Annotated in this window: 16 protein-coding genes; 10 read left to right on the top strand and 6 right to left on the bottom strand. The window is 54.9% G+C overall.

The window, feature by feature from the left end; all coding sequences use genetic code 11:
* Positions 1-53 precede the first annotated feature (53 nt).
* On the bottom strand, positions 54-689 hold the full coding sequence (locus SIB64_RS14315) for a CAAD domain-containing protein (protein WP_413440865.1): 636 nt from the start codon (positions 687-689) through the stop codon (positions 54-56).
* A gap of 72 nt (positions 690-761) precedes the next feature.
* Here SIB64_RS14315 and gyrA point away from each other — a divergent pair, with 72 nt between their 5' ends.
* Together gyrA and crtL are read left to right on the top strand one after the other, a co-directional pair.
* A complete protein-coding gene (gene gyrA, locus SIB64_RS14310; RefSeq protein WP_413440864.1) occupies positions 762-3,395 on the top strand; it encodes a DNA gyrase subunit A in 2,634 nt (877 codons plus the stop codon).
* A complete protein-coding gene (gene crtL / locus SIB64_RS14305) occupies positions 3,392-4,645 on the top strand; it encodes a lycopene beta cyclase (protein WP_413440863.1) in 1,254 nt (417 codons plus the stop codon). The genes gyrA and crtL overlap by 4 nt, the downstream gene beginning before the upstream one ends.
* Before the next feature lie 335 nt (positions 4,646-4,980).
* Here crtL and SIB64_RS14300 read toward each other — a convergent pair whose 3' ends face one another.
* Positions 4,981-6,546 (bottom strand): glycoside hydrolase family 57 protein, encoded by a 1,566-nt coding sequence (locus tag SIB64_RS14300; RefSeq protein WP_413443039.1) that lies wholly within the window; start codon positions 6,544-6,546, stop codon positions 4,981-4,983.
* Between the two features lie 154 nt (positions 6,547-6,700).
* Here SIB64_RS14300 and SIB64_RS14295 point away from each other — a divergent pair, with 154 nt between their 5' ends.
* The 3 genes from SIB64_RS14295 (at position 6,701) to SIB64_RS14285 (ending at position 9,464) form a co-directional block, all read left to right on the top strand.
* A complete protein-coding gene (locus SIB64_RS14295; RefSeq protein ID WP_413440862.1) occupies positions 6,701-8,323 on the top strand; it encodes a 2-isopropylmalate synthase in 1,623 nt (540 codons plus the stop codon).
* Positions 8,324-8,327: 4 nt separating this feature from the next.
* Positions 8,328-9,155, top strand: a complete 828-nt coding sequence (locus SIB64_RS14290) for a carbohydrate ABC transporter permease (protein WP_413440860.1) — start codon at positions 8,328-8,330, stop codon at positions 9,153-9,155.
* 63 nt (positions 9,156-9,218) lie between these two features.
* Entirely contained in the window at positions 9,219-9,464 is a 246-nt protein-coding gene (locus SIB64_RS14285) for a Nif11-like leader peptide family natural product precursor (protein WP_413440859.1), read from the top strand.
* Between the two features lie 259 nt (positions 9,465-9,723).
* On the opposite strand, the gene SIB64_RS14280 is transcribed toward SIB64_RS14285, so the two are convergent.
* Both SIB64_RS14280 and SIB64_RS14275 read right to left on the bottom strand, forming a co-directional pair.
* Positions 9,724-9,927 (bottom strand): hypothetical protein, encoded by a 204-nt coding sequence (locus SIB64_RS14280; protein ID WP_413440857.1) that lies wholly within the window; start codon positions 9,925-9,927, stop codon positions 9,724-9,726.
* 77 nt (positions 9,928-10,004) lie between these two features.
* Positions 10,005-10,517, bottom strand: coding sequence for a hypothetical protein (locus SIB64_RS14275; protein WP_413440856.1), 513 nt, complete (start codon positions 10,515-10,517; stop codon positions 10,005-10,007).
* 33 nt (positions 10,518-10,550) lie between these two features.
* Between SIB64_RS14275 and SIB64_RS14270 the strand changes: the two genes are divergently transcribed.
* The 3 genes from SIB64_RS14270 (at position 10,551) to SIB64_RS14260 (ending at position 11,794) form a co-directional block, all read left to right on the top strand.
* A complete protein-coding gene (locus SIB64_RS14270; protein WP_413440855.1) occupies positions 10,551-10,799 on the top strand; it encodes a hypothetical protein in 249 nt (82 codons plus the stop codon).
* On the top strand, positions 10,796-11,107 hold the full coding sequence (locus SIB64_RS14265) for an MTH1187 family thiamine-binding protein (protein WP_413440854.1): 312 nt from the start codon (positions 10,796-10,798) through the stop codon (positions 11,105-11,107). The genes SIB64_RS14270 and SIB64_RS14265 overlap by 4 nt, the downstream gene beginning before the upstream one ends.
* A 543-nt stretch (positions 11,108-11,650) precedes the next feature.
* Positions 11,651-11,794: a hypothetical protein gene (locus SIB64_RS14260; protein WP_413440853.1), complete on the top strand. Its 144-nt coding sequence runs from the start codon at positions 11,651-11,653 to the stop codon at positions 11,792-11,794.
* Here SIB64_RS14260 and SIB64_RS14255 read toward each other — a convergent pair.
* Together SIB64_RS14255 and SIB64_RS14250 are read right to left on the bottom strand one after the other, a co-directional pair.
* Positions 11,791-13,266 carry a flavin monoamine oxidase family protein gene (locus tag SIB64_RS14255; protein ID WP_413440852.1) on the bottom strand — a complete coding sequence of 492 codons (1,476 nt, stop codon included), beginning with the start codon at positions 13,264-13,266 and terminating at the stop codon, positions 11,791-11,793. The two genes, SIB64_RS14260 and SIB64_RS14255, sit on opposite strands and share 4 nt — an antisense overlap.
* 296 nt (positions 13,267-13,562) lie before the next feature.
* Entirely contained in the window at positions 13,563-14,558 is a 996-nt protein-coding gene (locus tag SIB64_RS14250; RefSeq protein ID WP_413440851.1) for a matrixin family metalloprotease, read from the bottom strand.
* Between the two features lie 178 nt (positions 14,559-14,736).
* Between SIB64_RS14250 and SIB64_RS14245 the strand changes: the two genes are divergently transcribed.
* Complete coding sequence (locus SIB64_RS14245) at positions 14,737-15,231, top strand: hypothetical protein (protein WP_413443038.1); 495 nt, start codon at positions 14,737-14,739, stop codon at positions 15,229-15,231.
* Complete coding sequence (locus SIB64_RS14240) at positions 15,221-15,856, top strand: RluA family pseudouridine synthase (protein ID WP_413440850.1); 636 nt, start codon at positions 15,221-15,223, stop codon at positions 15,854-15,856. Before SIB64_RS14245 ends, SIB64_RS14240 begins: the two co-directional genes overlap by 11 nt.
* Positions 15,857-15,899 lie beyond the last annotated feature (43 nt).

Here is a 15,899-nt window from a genome sequence, read left to right as displayed (position 1 = left end):
CGCACACTGGTTTAATTCAAAACAAACTAACAACCGGCCTTAGGAGCTCGGTATCAACGTCCAGTCACGCTTTTCCAGCTGCTGCGGATCTGATCAAACACTTTCTTGCGTTCTGTGCTGCGTACCAAATTGATGAGCATATATTTCACAAGCCAGATCAACCCGGCCAGTTCCAGAAGGCCTGGCGCCAGAGGGAGTCGGTCAATGGTGTCGAGAAGGCCTTGGTAAATCCTCAGCGTGATGATCAGAATGATGAGTCCGCCAACAAGGCGAACAGGCAAACGCAGTTTCTGCCAAGTGTCCTGAAGAGTTGAGCCCCCGAAGGTTTCTTTCACCTTTTCAATAAGGATCTGCCATTCGCCTCCACTGCTCTCCTCTTGAGAGGGAATGTCGACACGAGCTGTAAATGCTGGATTGAGGGTTGGTTCAGGAGTTGGCGTCGGTGCAGGAACAGACGGTGGCGGGGTAGAAGGTGGAGTTGGGGCGGGCGTCGGTTTTGGGGTCGGAGCAGGGGTTGTTGAAGGGATCTCGATTGACATCGGACTCGTGCTTTCCCCCTGAACGTTTGGTGCACCTTCGGAAGATGGTTCCGACGAATCAACCGGTTCGGAGGCCGCCGTTGGGGTCGGGCTGGGCTCTTGGCTCTGAGCGTCCTCGATCGGCCCCATGTCGGCGTATAAAAATCGCATGAGAGTTTATCCGAGGTTTTCAACCGCTTTGCGTCGGGCGGGATAACCTGAAGGACGGCAGTCAGATCTTGTATGGCGGATCCAGTGGGGCCCGGCAGTGGTGGTCCCGGTGATTCGGACGATCGCATCATCCAAACGGATCTACGCAACGAAATGTCGCGCTCCTATTTGGAGTACGCGATGAGCGTGATCGTGGGTCGGGCTTTGCCCGATGCACGCGATGGTCTCAAGCCCGTGCATCGCCGGATTTTGTACGCGATGTACGAACTGGGTCTCACCAGCGACCGCCCTTACAGGAAATGTGCTCGTGTGGTGGGAGAAGTTCTCGGTAAGTACCACCCTCACGGCGATACGGCTGTTTACGACGCCCTGGTTCGGATGGCCCAGGACTTTTCGATGTCGATGCCACTCATTGATGGGCACGGCAATTTCGGCTCGGTGGACAACGATCCGCCTGCAGCGATGCGGTACACGGAATCCAGGCTGCAGGCACTGACGACAGACAGTCTTCTCGAAGACATCGAGGCAGAGACCGTCGATTTTGCAGACAATTTCGATGGCTCTCAGCAGGAACCAACTGTTCTCCCTGCACGAATCCCCCAGCTCCTCCTCAACGGCTCTGCAGGCATTGCTGTGGGGATGGCGACCAATATCCCTCCTCACAATCTCGGCGAGTTGATTCGAGGCCTTCTGGCGCTTATTGAAAATTCTGAAATCAGTGATCAGGATCTGATCCGTTTGATTCCTGGCCCTGATTTCCCGACAGGTGGTCAGATCCTTGGACGTGATGGCATCAAGGAGACCTACTTCACCGGGCGTGGGTCGGTCACGATGAGGGGTGTTGCCGGGATTGAAACTATCGAGTCAGCCGGTCGTCCCGACCGTGATGCGGTGATCATCACAGAGCTTCCTTATCAGACGAACAAAGCGGCTCTGATTGAACGGATCGCAGAACTGGTCAACGACAAGAAGCTCGAGGGAATTTCAGACATTCGCGACGAAAGTGATCGCGATGGCATGCGCATCGTTGTTGAGCTTCGGCGGGATGCCTACCCGCAAGTGGTGCTGAACAATTTGTTCAAGCTCACCCCGCTGCAGAGCAATTTCAGCGCGCACATGCTGGCGCTTGTGAATGGTGAGCCGATTCTGCTCACCCTCCGCAAGATGCTCGAGGTTTTCCTTGAGTTCCGGGTTGAGACGATCGAGCGTCGAACCCGGTACCTCCTGCGTAAGGCAGAGGAACGTGATCACATCCTGCTCGGGCTTCTTCTCGCTCTCGATCAGCTTGATCCGATCATTGCTCTGATCCGAGCCGCTTCAGACACCGCGACAGCCCGTCAACAGCTGCAAGAGCGCCACGGTCTTACCGAGATCCAATCCGACGCCATCCTCCAGATGCAGCTTCGGCGTCTTACTGCTCTTGAAGCTGACAAGATCCGACTGGAGCATGAGGACCTCGTCACCAAGATTGCCGATTACAAAGACATTCTCGGGCGACGGGAGCGTGTTTTCGGCCTGATTCAGGACGAATTAGCGCAGCTCAGAGACCGTCATCCCATGGAACGGCGCACCGAGATCCTCGATCTCGGAGGAGGCCTGGAGGATATCGATCTGATCGCGAATGAACGCTCGGTGGTGCTGCTCACCGAAACCGGGTATCTCAAGCGGATGCCGGTGAGCGAGTTCGAGGCCACGAGCCGTGGGACTCGAGGCAAGGCCGGGACGCGCAGTCAGGGAGAAGAGGCTGTGAAGCTGTTCATCAGCTGCAACGACCACGACACCCTGATTCTCTTCAGTGATCGAGGCGTGTCTTACGCTCTGCCCGCCTACCGGGTGCCGCAGTGCAGTCGAACGGCGAAGGGAACCCCGGTGGTGCAGCTCCTTCCAATTCCCCGAGAGGAGGCAATTACCTCCTTTGTTGCCGTCAGCTCCTTTGATGACGACACCGACCTGCTGATGCTCACACAGGGTGGTTTCATTAAACGCACGCGTTTATCAGCCTTCTCCAATATCCGCTCCAATGGTCTGATTGCCATCGGTCTTGAAGATGGTGATGCTCTGAACTGGGTGCGTCTTTCTGTCGCGGGCGACAGCGTCCTGATCGGCTCCAAAGCCGGAATGACCATTCACTTCCGCCTCAGCGACGAGGAGCTCAGGCCTCTCGGGCGAACGGCCAGGGGAGTTCGTGCCATGAACCTTCGTGATGGAGACAGCCTGGTGAGCATGGATGTGCTTCCAGCCGAACTGGCTGATCAGGTGGCTGCGAGTTCGGATCTGGATGAAGAAACCGATGGTGCTGCAGAGGAAGGACCTTGGGTGCTTGTCGCCTCCGCAAGTGGTCTGGGCAAGCGTGTCCCTGTGAGGCAGTTCCGCCTGCAGAAACGGGCAGGAATGGGTTTGCGGGCGATCAAGTTCCGACGAGACGGTGATGCTCTGGTGGGCCTGAGAGTGCTTGGCAGTGGTGAGGAACTCCTACTGGTTAGTGAAAGAGGTGTGATCGTTCGCACCGGCGCTGATGCAATTCCTCAGCAGTCCCGTGCTGCTACAGGAGTTCGTCTGCAACGGTTGGACAAGGGTGACCTCCTTTCAGAGGTCGTTCTCGTTCCTCCGGAAGCCGAATCAGAGGGGGAGGATTCTGCTGCTGAAGGGCAGGATGATGCTTCGGACTCCCCTGATGCGGAGGCTCCATCTGATCAGGACCGTTGAACCCAATCCATGACGTGCTGGTGCTGGGGGGAGGCCCCGCGGCGCTGTGCATGGCATCCGAGCTGAACCAGAGAGGGGTTGCGGTTCAAGGCCTTGCTCCGAAGCCGGTTGATGCTCCCTGGCCGAATACGTACGGCATTTGGGCGGAGGAGCTGAAGACCTTGCAGTTGGAACATCTGCTTGCGCACCGATGGAGTGACACCGTCAGCTACTTCGGTGCGGGCGGGTCATCCGAGCAGGATCAGCTCACTTTGCATGGCATGGAATATGGCCTATTTGATCGAGCTGCCTTTCAGGAATACTGCCTGAAGCGGGCTGAAGGGGTCACTTGGCTCGAGGGCAAAGCTGAGCGGGTGGAATCCGGATCTGTTGTCACCACAGTGTTCTGCGGATCGGGAACCACACTTCAGGCGCGTTTGGTGATCGATGCCTCCGGCGCAAGTTCGCCATACATCCTTCGACCGGATCATGGCCCAGTGGCCGGGCAGGCCGCCTATGGGGTGGTTGGTCGTTTCTCAGAAAACCCGATTGAAGCGGGCCGGTTCGTTTTGATGGATTATCGCTGCAATCACCTCACAGCCTCTCAGCGCACCGAGCCACCAACGTTTCTCTACGCCATGGATCTTGGGGGAGGGGTCTTCTTCTTGGAGGAAACCTCGCTGGCCCATGCCCCTGGTTTGTCCTACGACGTCCTGAAGCAACGGCTGCACCAACGTCTGGACCATCGTGATGTGAGGGTCACCGAGATCGTCCATGAAGAGTTCTGCCTGTTTCCGATGAACCTGCCCTTGCCGGATCGGGATCAGCCGGTGCTGGCGTTCGGTGGTGCGGCGAGCATGGTTCATCCAGCCTCTGGCTACATGGTGGGTGCCTTGTTACGGCGTGGGCCAGGCTTGGCGAAAGTCCTGGCAAAGGCGCTGGTTGAGCAGCCGGCACTCGGATCAGCTGCACTGGCCAGAAGGGGTTGGAATGAGCTTTGGCCAACCGAGCTCGTGCTGCGCCATCAGCTGTATCAATTTGGCCTTGGGCGCCTGATGGGCTTTAACGAAGCGCTGTTGCGCCGCCATTTCGCCACGTTCTTTTCTCTTCCTCAACACGAATGGTTTGGCTTTCTCACCAACACCTTGCCTTTGTCGCGCTTGATGGTTGTGATGCTTCGATTGTTCACTCTGTCGCCTTGGTCGTTGCGCCGAGGCTTGGTGTTTGGCGCGCCCACGGATCAGAGTCCGCATCTTGAAAAAGCTGGTTAATCCCATGCGGATTACCAGATGCAGATGCGGGATGGAGAGCAGTTGTGCTGCCGGTTGTTGGATGGAATGGTCAATATGTTCTTGCCTGGGAAGATGACTCGGGATGGAAATACTTTCTCAAATGACTTGCTCGAATCGCCCTTCGTCTCGGCTGAATAAATCATTGAATTATAAATAAAGTCAAGCGGGTTTATTTTATGTTTACGAATGAACCGCTTTGGGGCTATTGGTTGCACCAAGTTATTTCTTTCCAGATCATTGGGGATGTTGATGATGCCAGCTGGCTGGTGATCGTTCGGCCTGCATGAAACTGCTCGGAAGGCGCCAAGCGGCATTTACGTTTGAATTTTTGCCCAGTCGAGAGGTTGAATCAGAGGAAACAGTGGGTCGTCCGTCATGACTTCCTTCAGCCAATCGTCCTGAAGGGCTTCCCCATCGATGGCCTTCATTAATGTCCAAAATCGGCCGAGATGGCGTTTGACCCGATCCCTGGCGAGTTCAGTCGTGGTTCCTGCTCGAAGGATGAAGCTCCAGTCTGATGATTGTGACAGCAATAATTCGCGAGCTGCTTGCTTGAGCAGGTTGAGATCGCTCTCCCGTCCAACCCCACGGCTGCTGCGTCGCACCATCGCATCCGCTGCACGCTCCCACTCGGGAACAATCCAGGCGTTGGTGTCGTTCAGCCAGTAATTGTGAAATCCACCTTGTCCCCAACTTGAGGGGCTGGGATCGCAGAGCTGCAATTGTTTGGCATTGGCAAGTACATCACGTAGGCGGGTGAACTTCACACCTTCTTCAGGTCCCTGTCGAAACAATTCACCCAGAAACATGGGACCTTCAAACCACCAATGGCCGAAAAGTTCTGCGTCAAATGGTGCCACGAGCAGCGGTTTTGCATCCATGGCCTGATTCAGGCGTTCAAGCTGCAGCCGGCGTCCTCGGAGGTAATTCTGGGCATGTTGTTGGGCTCGATCGGCTGCCATGGCTGGCGTGTAGGGCTCTTTGCGATCCAGTGGAAAGCTGTGGTCGGTGACCCGATGCAGTTTTAAACCGAGGGGCCTCGGCTCGTTCAGACCGAGAGGCTGCAGTGACTCCAGGGGCAGATCCCAGCCGAGATCACGATGAAATTCTCTGTATTGGGGGTCGCCTGGATAGCCATCCTTGGCTGACCAGACAGGCAATGTGGCGTCGCTGTCCCGACCGAAGAAAGCAACGCCATTGCGACTGCAAATCGGGGCGTAGACGCCGTAGCGAGGACGGGGGCGAGCATGGAGTAGTCCATGGCCATCAAGAACGGCGTAGCGCAATCCGGCGTCGCGCATCCAGTAATCAAGACCCTCGTAATAAGCGCACTCCGGCAGCCAGATCCCAAGGGGGCGCTCTCCGAGAAGACGTTGATGCTCTCTGACGGCGGTGCGAAGCTGACCACGAATCGCCTCAGGGTTCTGTCGGAGTAAGGGCAGATACCCATGGGTTGCCCCACAGGTCAGCAGGTCGACAATGCCCTGCTTATGCAGCAGCACAAAGCGGCTGATCAGATCACCGTTGCAGCCAATCCAGGACCGTTGGTGACGTTCGATCGTCTCGGCAAGGTGATCGGCTGCATCACGGAGGGACTCCGGCGCTTGGGGAATAAGGCGGAGCCTGTCGTTCAGCCAGTCTGGAAAACGACGTTTAAGCTCAGGATCGTTCAGTAGCGATAGCAGAGTGGGAGAAAGGCCAATGGTGATTTTTGGCCGTGAAACTGGGTCCTGATGAGCGGTTTCGAGGATCTCGAGCAGGGGCAAATAGCACTCGATCAGGGCCTGGAAAAACCAATCCTCTTCTAGTGATCCAGGCAGTGATGAACGAACGTAGGGGAGGTGGGCGTGAAGTACCAGGGCCAGTGCGCCATTGGCCAAGGGACTACTCACCACGAAGGGAATGTATTTAAAACCACTGGGCCGACAATGTCCGTTTATGGGGCCGGATTGCTGTTCTGGAGAGGTTGAGAGCCTCGCCTAGGATTGATTAACTCATAGTCGTTTCGACTAAGGCCCCCGCTGGAGCGTCGCCATGGCCAAGGATCCAGGTCGTGTCTTGATTTTTGACACCACCCTTCGGGATGGTGAGCAATCTCCTGGAGCCAGCCTCAACCTTGAGGAGAAATTGGCGATCGCTCAGCAGCTCGCTCGGCTTGGTGTTGATGTGATCGAGGCGGGTTTCCCGTTTGCCAGCGCCGGAGATTTCGCTGCTGTTCAAAGGATCGCTCAGCAGGTAGGCGGTGATCACGGACCGATCATTTGTGGCCTCGCCAGGGCTTCAAGAAATGACATCAAGGCATGTGCGGATGCCGTTGCGCCTGCTCCGCGACCTCGCATCCATACCTTCATTGCCACCAGCGACATCCACCTTGAGCACAAATTGCGCAAGAGCCGTTCCGATGTGCTGGCCATCGTTCCAGAGATGGTCAGCTACGCGCGATCGCTTGTCGAAGATGTGGAGTTTTCCTGTGAGGATGCCGGTCGAAGCGACCCTGAGTTCCTCTATCAAGTGATTGAGGCGGCGATCAGTGCCGGTGCTACCACGATCAATATCCCCGACACCGTCGGGTATACCACACCAACGGAATTCGGTGATTTGATCGCTTGTATCGACCAGCATGTGCCGAATATTGATGAGGCTGTGCTCTCCGTTCATGGCCATAACGATCTCGGGCTCGCGGTCGCCAATTTCCTCGAAGCGGTTAAATCTGGTGCCCGGCAACTCGAATGCACCATTAACGGCATAGGTGAGCGGGCTGGAAACGCTTCCCTCGAGGAGTTGGTGATGGCTCTGCATGTGCGCCGTCGGTACTACAACCCGTACTTCGGCCGTTCTGAGGACAGCCCCACTCCTCTGACGGGCATACGCACGGAGGAAATCACCAAGACCTCCAGGCTGGTGTCCAATCTCACAGGAATGGTGGTGCAACCCAACAAGGCCATTGTTGGGGCCAACGCGTTTGCCCATGAATCCGGCATTCATCAGGACGGCGTCCTGAAAAACCGGCTCACCTACGAAATCATTGATGCCCGCACCGTCGGTCTGAGCGACAACCGCATCTCTCTTGGCAAGCTCAGTGGCCGAAGTGCTGTCCGCGCCAGGCTTGAAGAACTTGGTTACGACTTGACACGTGAGGATCTGGACGAAGCGTTCGCGCGCTTCAAAGACCTGGCGGACCGCAAGCGGGAGATCACAGATCGGGATCTGGAGGCGATTGTGAGTGAACAGGTTCAGCAACCTGATGCCCGCTTCCAGTTGAAATTGGTTCAGGTGAGTTGCGGCAGCAGTCTTAGTCCAACTGCGACCGTCACCTTGATGGATGAGGAGGGAGGTGAATCCACGACCTCGGCCGTTGGAACTGGGCCGGTGGATGCTGTTTGCCGAGCTCTGAATGACCTGGCCGGTGTTCCGAATGACCTGATTGAGTTCTCCGTGAAATCGGTCACCGAGGGGATTGACGCCATGGGTGAGGTGACGATCCGGCTTCGGCGTGATGGTTCGCTTTATTCAGGTCACGCTGCCGATACGGATGTTGTTGTCGCTGCTGCCCACGCCTTCACCAATGCTTTAAACAGACTCGTTGTGGGTGTGGCGAAGCCTCAGCTTCATCCCCAGAAGGATGTCGTGGCGGCGTATGTCCCTCCAAGCCTATGAGCTGATGAGGCAACGAACGCTTTTTGATGTTGTCCAGCTGCTGTTCCTGATCCTGCTGGCCCTCCTGGTCTTGGTGCCGCTTCTCTGGTTGGTCACCACATCCTTGAAAGGGCCGGCTGAGGATATTTTCAGCAGCCCGCCCGCACTGCTCCCGTCAGAACCAAGCCTGCAGGCCTATGTCCGGTTGTTCCAGGACAATCCCCTCACCACTTATCTCCTGAACAGTTCAATCGTCAGCGCCTTGGCTGTCCTGGCCAATGTGCTGTTCTGCTCCCTGGCGGCCTACCCCCTTGCTCGCATGCGTTTTGCGGGTCGAGGCTTAGTGCTGGGCATGGTCGTGGCCACCATTTTGATTCCGTTTCAGGTGGTGATGATTCCGCTGTACCTGTTGATGGTGCAGTTGGGATTGCGCAATACCCTTCTGGCCCTTGTGATTCCTCAAGCTGCGACTGCTTTTGGTTTGTATTTGCTGCGCCAGAGTTTTCTGGCGGTGCCCTCTGAGTTGGAGGACGCAGCACGGATTGATGGCTGCAGCCGCTTGGGCCAGTGGTGGAATGTGATGATCCCGGCTGCGCGTGCTGATCTAATCACCCTGGCGATGTTTGTGTTCATCGGCACCTGGAGCGATTTTCTCTGGCCGCTGGTCATTCTGGATGATCCAGGTCTTTACACCCTCCCCCTCGGATTGCAGCAACTCTCCAGCAGTTTCTCCCTGGACTGGCGCATCGTCGCGGCCGGCTCCGTGGTTTCGATACTTCCTGTGCTCATTCTTTTTGTGATGCTTCAAAGGTTCATTCTTCCCAGCGCAACAGGGGATGCCGTCAAGGGATGATCGCGATGCTGCCCTCCGAGGCTGGAGGGATTGGTATAAAACAGTGATTGAGAGGTTGTGCTTGTGTCCCTAAGCGAATTGGATCGTCTGCTCGATCGTCGTCATCACGATCCAGATCTCGCTCGAAAACTGAGCGAACCAATGGATGTGGATGCCTTTTTATCCTTGGCTGCTGAGTTTGGATGCATCGTGACTGAGGCTGATGTGTTTGCAGCTCAGCAGCGGGAACTTGCTGAACAACCTTCCGCTGATTTGCAACGACAACAAGCTGCCGATTCGCGGCGTTTGCGATCGTTTATTCAGGGGTAGGGATTGAAAGGGCGTGTTTGAGAACACACCACTGTGGTGTTTTCGACGATGGCGTTAGCTCATTGCCTTGCGAGATCGTTTCTGAAACGCAGGATCAGCGATGACGTCATCCAGTGACTCCAATATTTACTCAATGGTCCAATCGTCAGAGTCAGTCCCCCAATTGCAATCATTGCTTGATTGCTGGACCACCTGCACTGTCGATCACGAGAGTCAGTTCTTCAGTGGGTGGATTTGATTGGGGAGCGTTGAGCGATCTTTAAAGCCGCACCACATCCGGTGTTTCACCGTGCACTTCTCCGATCCAGCGGGCATGCCTGACGGCACCATCGTGGGTGTGAAAAACCCAGGCTTCGTCGTGGGACCGATGGGATTCAATCTGCTGATTCAGCATGTTCACGCCGAGATAGGACCCTGCTGAGGTCGACCGCAGCACATAGCGCTCCGCATAGGTTGCAAACATGGCTTGATTGGATCGCTATCCGAGCCATAGCGACGCCTGTTGAAGGCAAAAGAAGAGGTTCTGAAAGTTTTAATTTTTTATTCCTGCAGGCTTAATATGCTTCGTTGTTGGATCACCAGTGACGTTGGGGCCTGAAATCGCATTTGATGGCCGCTGTCTCGGAACCAGAGCTCCTGTTGCGCAGAGAGATCCGCTGGGTTGAGCGCGAACTCCCAGGTCTCTTTGAGGTAGTGCTGGATGGCATTCCACTCTGCGGGCTCTGTCTGCTGCCAGTGCACAAGCGCAAGGCTGCCTGGACGGGCGGTGAGGGTCACGATGCGTCGATCGCTCTTGTCATCCTTCTCACACTCTTGAATGGTTTCCTCCAGTGCTTCGTCACAGACGAACAGCCTCAGATCTGGAGACGTTTGGCTTTGGGGAAATGAATATTTGTTCAGGTAAAGCTGCCTGGCGCGGGGGAACGCTGCTCCAGGCGCTCTTGCCATCAGTTGCTCGTAACCCTGTTGCAGCTTCATCGACATGGCGCGCTCTGGTCGATCTGTCGTGTTCTCACTGTCGGTGACAGTGCTGGTCGATTGCCCCATCATCATGGATGATGAAGACAATTTCGGGACTGTCCTGTGATGCCGTCACACCGATCCCGCTACCGGCTTGTCGGTCTTGATGGACTTCCGCACCCGGTACTGGATACCCCTTACGAAAGCCTTGAAACAGCCCTGGCGGAAGCTGGTGATTGGTGCTCTGGCCAAGGTGCATCTTGTTCGCCTGGGCAGCGAGGAATCGCTGTTCAAGTCAGCACAGGCAGTGGTACCTGGCGGACAATTCACTACCCCAGCAGTTGCCTTGTTCAACCCACGGTGCCAATGGCATGACGTGGTTGAGCGTTGATCTCTGTGTGGTCCCGATTGGTGTGGGAACGTCGCTTTCTCCCTACATCGCTGCTTGTCAGCGTGTGATCGCGAACACAGGACTCAACTGCTGTCTTGGGCCCAATGGAACGGCAATCGAGGGGGAGTGGGATCAGGTCATGGAGTGTGTACGTGCATGCCATGAGGAAATCCATCGAATGGGCGCCCCGCGGATTTACACCACGCTGAAACTGAACACGCGAACAGACCGCCAACAGACCTTTCAAGACAAGATCAACTCAGTCGAGTCACTTGTCAAATCGGATCAGTAGAAATCGTTCTTCAATACCTCGAGTTGTGAGAACTGGCGATTGTGTGAACAGTCAACCAAGATATGAAAGTTCAGCTGTGAAAATCGGTCCCATTTGATAGCAAAAGTTGATTAAAGAAAGTCGTTATCATCGTCGTTATCGTCCATCTGGGCTTGCATCACAAGTGCTGTCATAGGGAGAACCATGCAAAGGCCAATAATCAATTCCATGGTGTTGTTGACAGGCTTTATCACTTTGCAGTCTTTGTAGGATTGGTAATGTTCATCGATTTCATTTTGACGGGAGAAAAGTATCAATTCATGCCATTGCCTGGGTTTGAGTGATTTACCTCAGTTCCGCTGCATACTGATTGTCCGAAAAGATGTGTCAGCCATAACAAATGCCCAATAAATTGTAATTAGTTACATCATTGATTCGTGATTGTTTCCAGTAATTGAATTAAGTTATTGAGACATCAGGCTTTTGCAGTAAACACCTTTTGCCTCTGCGGGAGCATTGGCAGGTCATGCTTCTGCAGGGATTTGCTCAGAGGAGCAATCCTCTTTGGATTGGGTCATTGCCGTGGTGATGGGCGCCGGATTGATGGACTGCATTGGGATCCACCCGGCAGGATTGATCAAAGGTGCTCTCGAGACGGGGATGCCCGCCGCCGTCCGGGCTGATGTTGCGATGACAGCACGTTTTTAAAGTTGAGCGATGGCTCGTTTGGAGGCTTGAATCCCAGCTTCGATCGCCCCTTCGAAGTAACCGGGCCATCGAGTGGAGGCCTCAGTTCCGGCCCAATGGACCCGTCCATGGGACTGTTGCCAGCCCCGTCCGTAGGTGGTCCAGGCTCCGGGGGTCACGAAGCTGGTGAATGCGCCGGTGGACCAGGATTCTTCATTCCAGTTCTGAATGATCAGTTCCTCGGGCTCGCCTGCTTCGGGACCCCAGTAGGCAATCAGATCGTCAAGTACCGCACGGTGTTGCTGCTTCAATGTCATTTGCTGAAAAGCAACTGCCGCACTGGCCGTCACAAAGCTGGCGAGGATTCCAGGTGCACCGCTCGGGAGGGAACTGTCAGCCGTAAGTTCCAGCGTTTTGAGATTGCCTACGCCGAAGCCGTTGAGGTTCTTGCGACGCCAATAAGCCTTTTTGTAGATCGCGAAGACTTTGATCATCGAACCCATCGGACTTCGTTGCAGGAACGAGCGGGTTTCTGCAGAGAGATCGGGTGTGAATGTGATGCGTTGGCGAAGCGGTGGTGGGATCGCCACGATGGCCGCTTTCGCCTCGATTCTCTTTCCGTCGCCAAATTGAACACTGACGTTGTTGTCGGTCTGGTCGATCGCGTGCACCGGAGAATTCAGGCTGATCTGGGAGGTCAATTCCGCACTCAACCGTTCGGCGACCTGGCCAGCAGCACCTTTGAGAAGCCAGGCTTCAGGTGCTTCATCCTGGGGCGCGACCGACTGGGTCCAGGCCAGATGAAGGATGGAGGCATCCCAGGGATCGAACCCACCTGATCCACCAACCACGGAAAGCCACTCCAGTTCGAAATCGCTCAAACGGGAGCCACTGTTCTTGTCGCACCAGGCCCTGATCGTCGTGCGATCCAACTCAGCGGCGTTCGGGGCATTCCATGGGCGGGACGGATCCACAGAGGCAGCGATCTCACGGAACAGCTTCATCGCTGCTTTTGCCTTGGCAATCTCGGCTGAGGGTTGTTGGATCTGGTCGCTGTCAAAAAGCAACACACTGCTTTCCGGCGTTTTGGCCATGTCCGCCTCGATTCGCTGCTTGTCCCACACCAGAACTCCCTTTCCGTCGTAATAGCTGGGAAACATTTCAAGCCCAAGTTCACCCACCAAGGTTTTGAAGCGATGGTGGGTTTCGCCACCCCACTGCCCTCCGAGATCGATCACGGCGCCAGTGTCGGTGGTCTGCCGGATCATCCGCCCACCCGTGCGTTCACGAGCTTCCAAAATGTGAATCTTCACGCCTTGTTGGCGCAGTCGTCTGGCTGCCATCAGACCGGATAGTCCTGCCCCGATGACGACAACATCCACCTCTGTTGGTGACGCACTTGACTCAGCGGCCCTTGCACGGAATTGACTGCCGAGTGCTGTTAAACCGAAGGCACCAGTGGCACCAAGGAGCTGGCGGCGTGTTGTTTTCATGAAATGTCTGCTGCCACTGTCATTGATGATTTATCTCAGGTCTCTCCGGTTGACAACATTCTGTTGAGGATTGCCTATGGGTCGAGGGACACCTCTGAAGAATCAACAGTTGTACCATGGGATTTCGTTGAGTTGAATAGTGTCCAGAGCTGAAACCTTTCTTTTATCAACATCCATGCTCTGCTTCAATTGATGTATGTACGCTGAAACGCAATGACTGATTGATTTTATTGGGTTTGAACTTGTCTTTACTGAGGTTGAGGCGGGTGGCATCCTGGTTTTAAAAAGAATGACGCTCAAAAAAAGAATCCATCTTCGTAGATTAAATCGTGGCTTTTCCCTTTTAAAATCGCATAAATATAGTCATCATTGCCAATATATGTGCTCTTCCCTTTCGTCCATGTATCAAGATTGTTAAGTGCTGTCGCGTCGATCTCGTCAGAACCGGTTTTGAAGTCTGTAATGTACACGTAGCTGTTTTCATCCAGGACAACAACATCGTGGCCTGATCCTGTTTTAATGATGTCTTTTCTCTTCCCAAAATCCCCTGGATAGATGATGTCATCGCCAGCCTTGGCATTGATGAGGTCATCGCCTCGGTAGCCATGGATCTCGTCATCACCGTTCGTGCCAATAAGTTTGTCTCGTTTATTGCTTCCCTTGATGATGTCGATTGATTCGGAATTGCTGTTGCTTCCGGGCGTGGTGTAGCCAGGTGTTTCCCCCCAGATCGATTGCAGCGCTTTGACGTCGAGGTTTCTGAAGGATGTTGGCCATCCTTTTCGACCTTTTTTATAGGACATTACGGTAATATCTGTATTCCAATCAGGGTGATCTCCATCTCCTTCTGGGTGGTCAATGCCAAGGGCATGTCCAATTTCATGGACCAGTGTTGCCTTGTCGTTCTTGGAGAATGTTTTGTACTTTCCATCATCATCTTGCCAGAGTATATTCACCCAGTTGTCTTCGAAATAGGCGGTCCCCAGGATGTCGTCGTCCCAGCCTTTTTCTGTATTTGAATCGACGAGAGAAATGGAAATATCAGCCTGCTTGTCTTTTTTCGTTTCAACAAAGTTAACTGCTAGCGCCTCGTTGAGGCTTGCAAATAAGTCGTTGATGAAAGCTATATGTTGGTTGTTTTGTCCGACGGTGGTGTATGTCATTTCATATCGCTTACCTTCGTTGGTTGTTATTTCAAAATCCCCTTCTTCGATGTAGTAGAGAATCTTGTTGATATCAGTGTCAAACAAGACGCCATCCTGATCAAAAATTGATTTGACGTTGTAGGTCATTTTGGCTTTTGGCTGTATCAATCAGGATGTTTAGTATCTCGCGCAAGCTCCATTGGCGCGGCTCCCTCTTTGATGGGAAGCCAACCGTGGAGCGGCTCTGAAATCTTTAGAAGTTTGGAAAAGAGGGAACCTGTCGCTCAAATTTTGAGACCAATAAGAACAGGTTTGGGAATTGCCGGTGTTCCGCGGTCGGGCGTTTCTTGCTCTGCTGGCCAGCATGTCGGCAGGTGTGGTCTCCATCGCCCCTGGGCATGCAGGGTCCTGGGATCGGATCGGTAGCTACATCCGCTTGTTGCGTCGGGCCGGGGTTGAGTCCCTTGTGGCTCGGGATTGTCCCGAGGGACTGCTGGGTGCCTTTCATGAAGGCCGACGGATGCTGTTGATGTGCGGGAACAACCTTCCGGATGATCCTGCTTATGTGTGGACCGTCCTGGCCCACGAATCTGCCCACGTCATGCAGTTCTGCAGAGGAGGCCCCCTTATGCCTGCTCAGCTGCTCAATCAGGCGATGGATCAGGCGCGCAGCAGCCGTCCTGAAATGTTCAAGGAGCTCCAGCTGTATCACGCCAGTCAGCATCAAGTGGAGGCCGAGGCAAGGTTGGTGCAGTCGCTGCCACCTCATGAGGTGGAGGCCTTGTTCTATCGGCACTGTGGAAGCCATCTTGAACCTTGAACCATTAGCTGAGCTCCATCGTGATCCTTGGCTGCTTGTGATTGAGAAGCCCTCCGGTTTATTGAGTCAGCCAGGACGGGGTGTTCATCAGCAGGACTCTGTGATCACGCGTCTGCAGCTCCTGGAGGCGGATTTGCGCCTCGTTCACCGTCTTGATCGAGACACCTCTGGAGTGCTGCTTCTTGCAAGGGGCCTTGAAAGCCTGCGCCGCTGTAGCGATCTCTTTGCGCGTCGTCTCGTGCGCAAGCTCTACGTCGCCGATGTGGTGGGTCGCCTCCTGGGACGTGGTTCGATCACCGCGCCATTGGCCCGCTTGCAACGGATCCCTCCCCGATACGGGACTGATCCGGCAGGCCGTTCAGCGCACACCCGCTGGCGATCTCAGTTTCTGCAGGCGGGCATCACCCGCCTTTGGCTCGTGCCGATGACGGGGCGCTCCCATCAGTTACGAGCGCACCTGGCGGGGATTGGTCATCCGATCGTTGGCGATCCCATCTATGGGGATGTCGATGGCTCGCGCTTGCATCTTCATGCCCTTGCGCTCAGTTTTCGCCACCCTTTCACAGGCAAGCGCTGCAGGGTTCAAACCCATCAACACAGTCCATTCCCTCAAGAAATGGATTGATCATCCGTTGGTTGTTCGCATGCTGATCGGATCAGGGGGGTTG

The sequence above is a fragment of the Synechococcus sp. MIT S1220 genome (genome assembly GCF_047303025.1).
In the GTDB taxonomy this organism is placed as follows: domain Bacteria; phylum Cyanobacteriota; class Cyanobacteriia; order PCC-6307; family Cyanobiaceae; genus Parasynechococcus.
The sequence above is the reverse complement of the archived record's forward strand: the minus strand, read 5'-3'. Positions and strand labels throughout refer to the sequence as shown.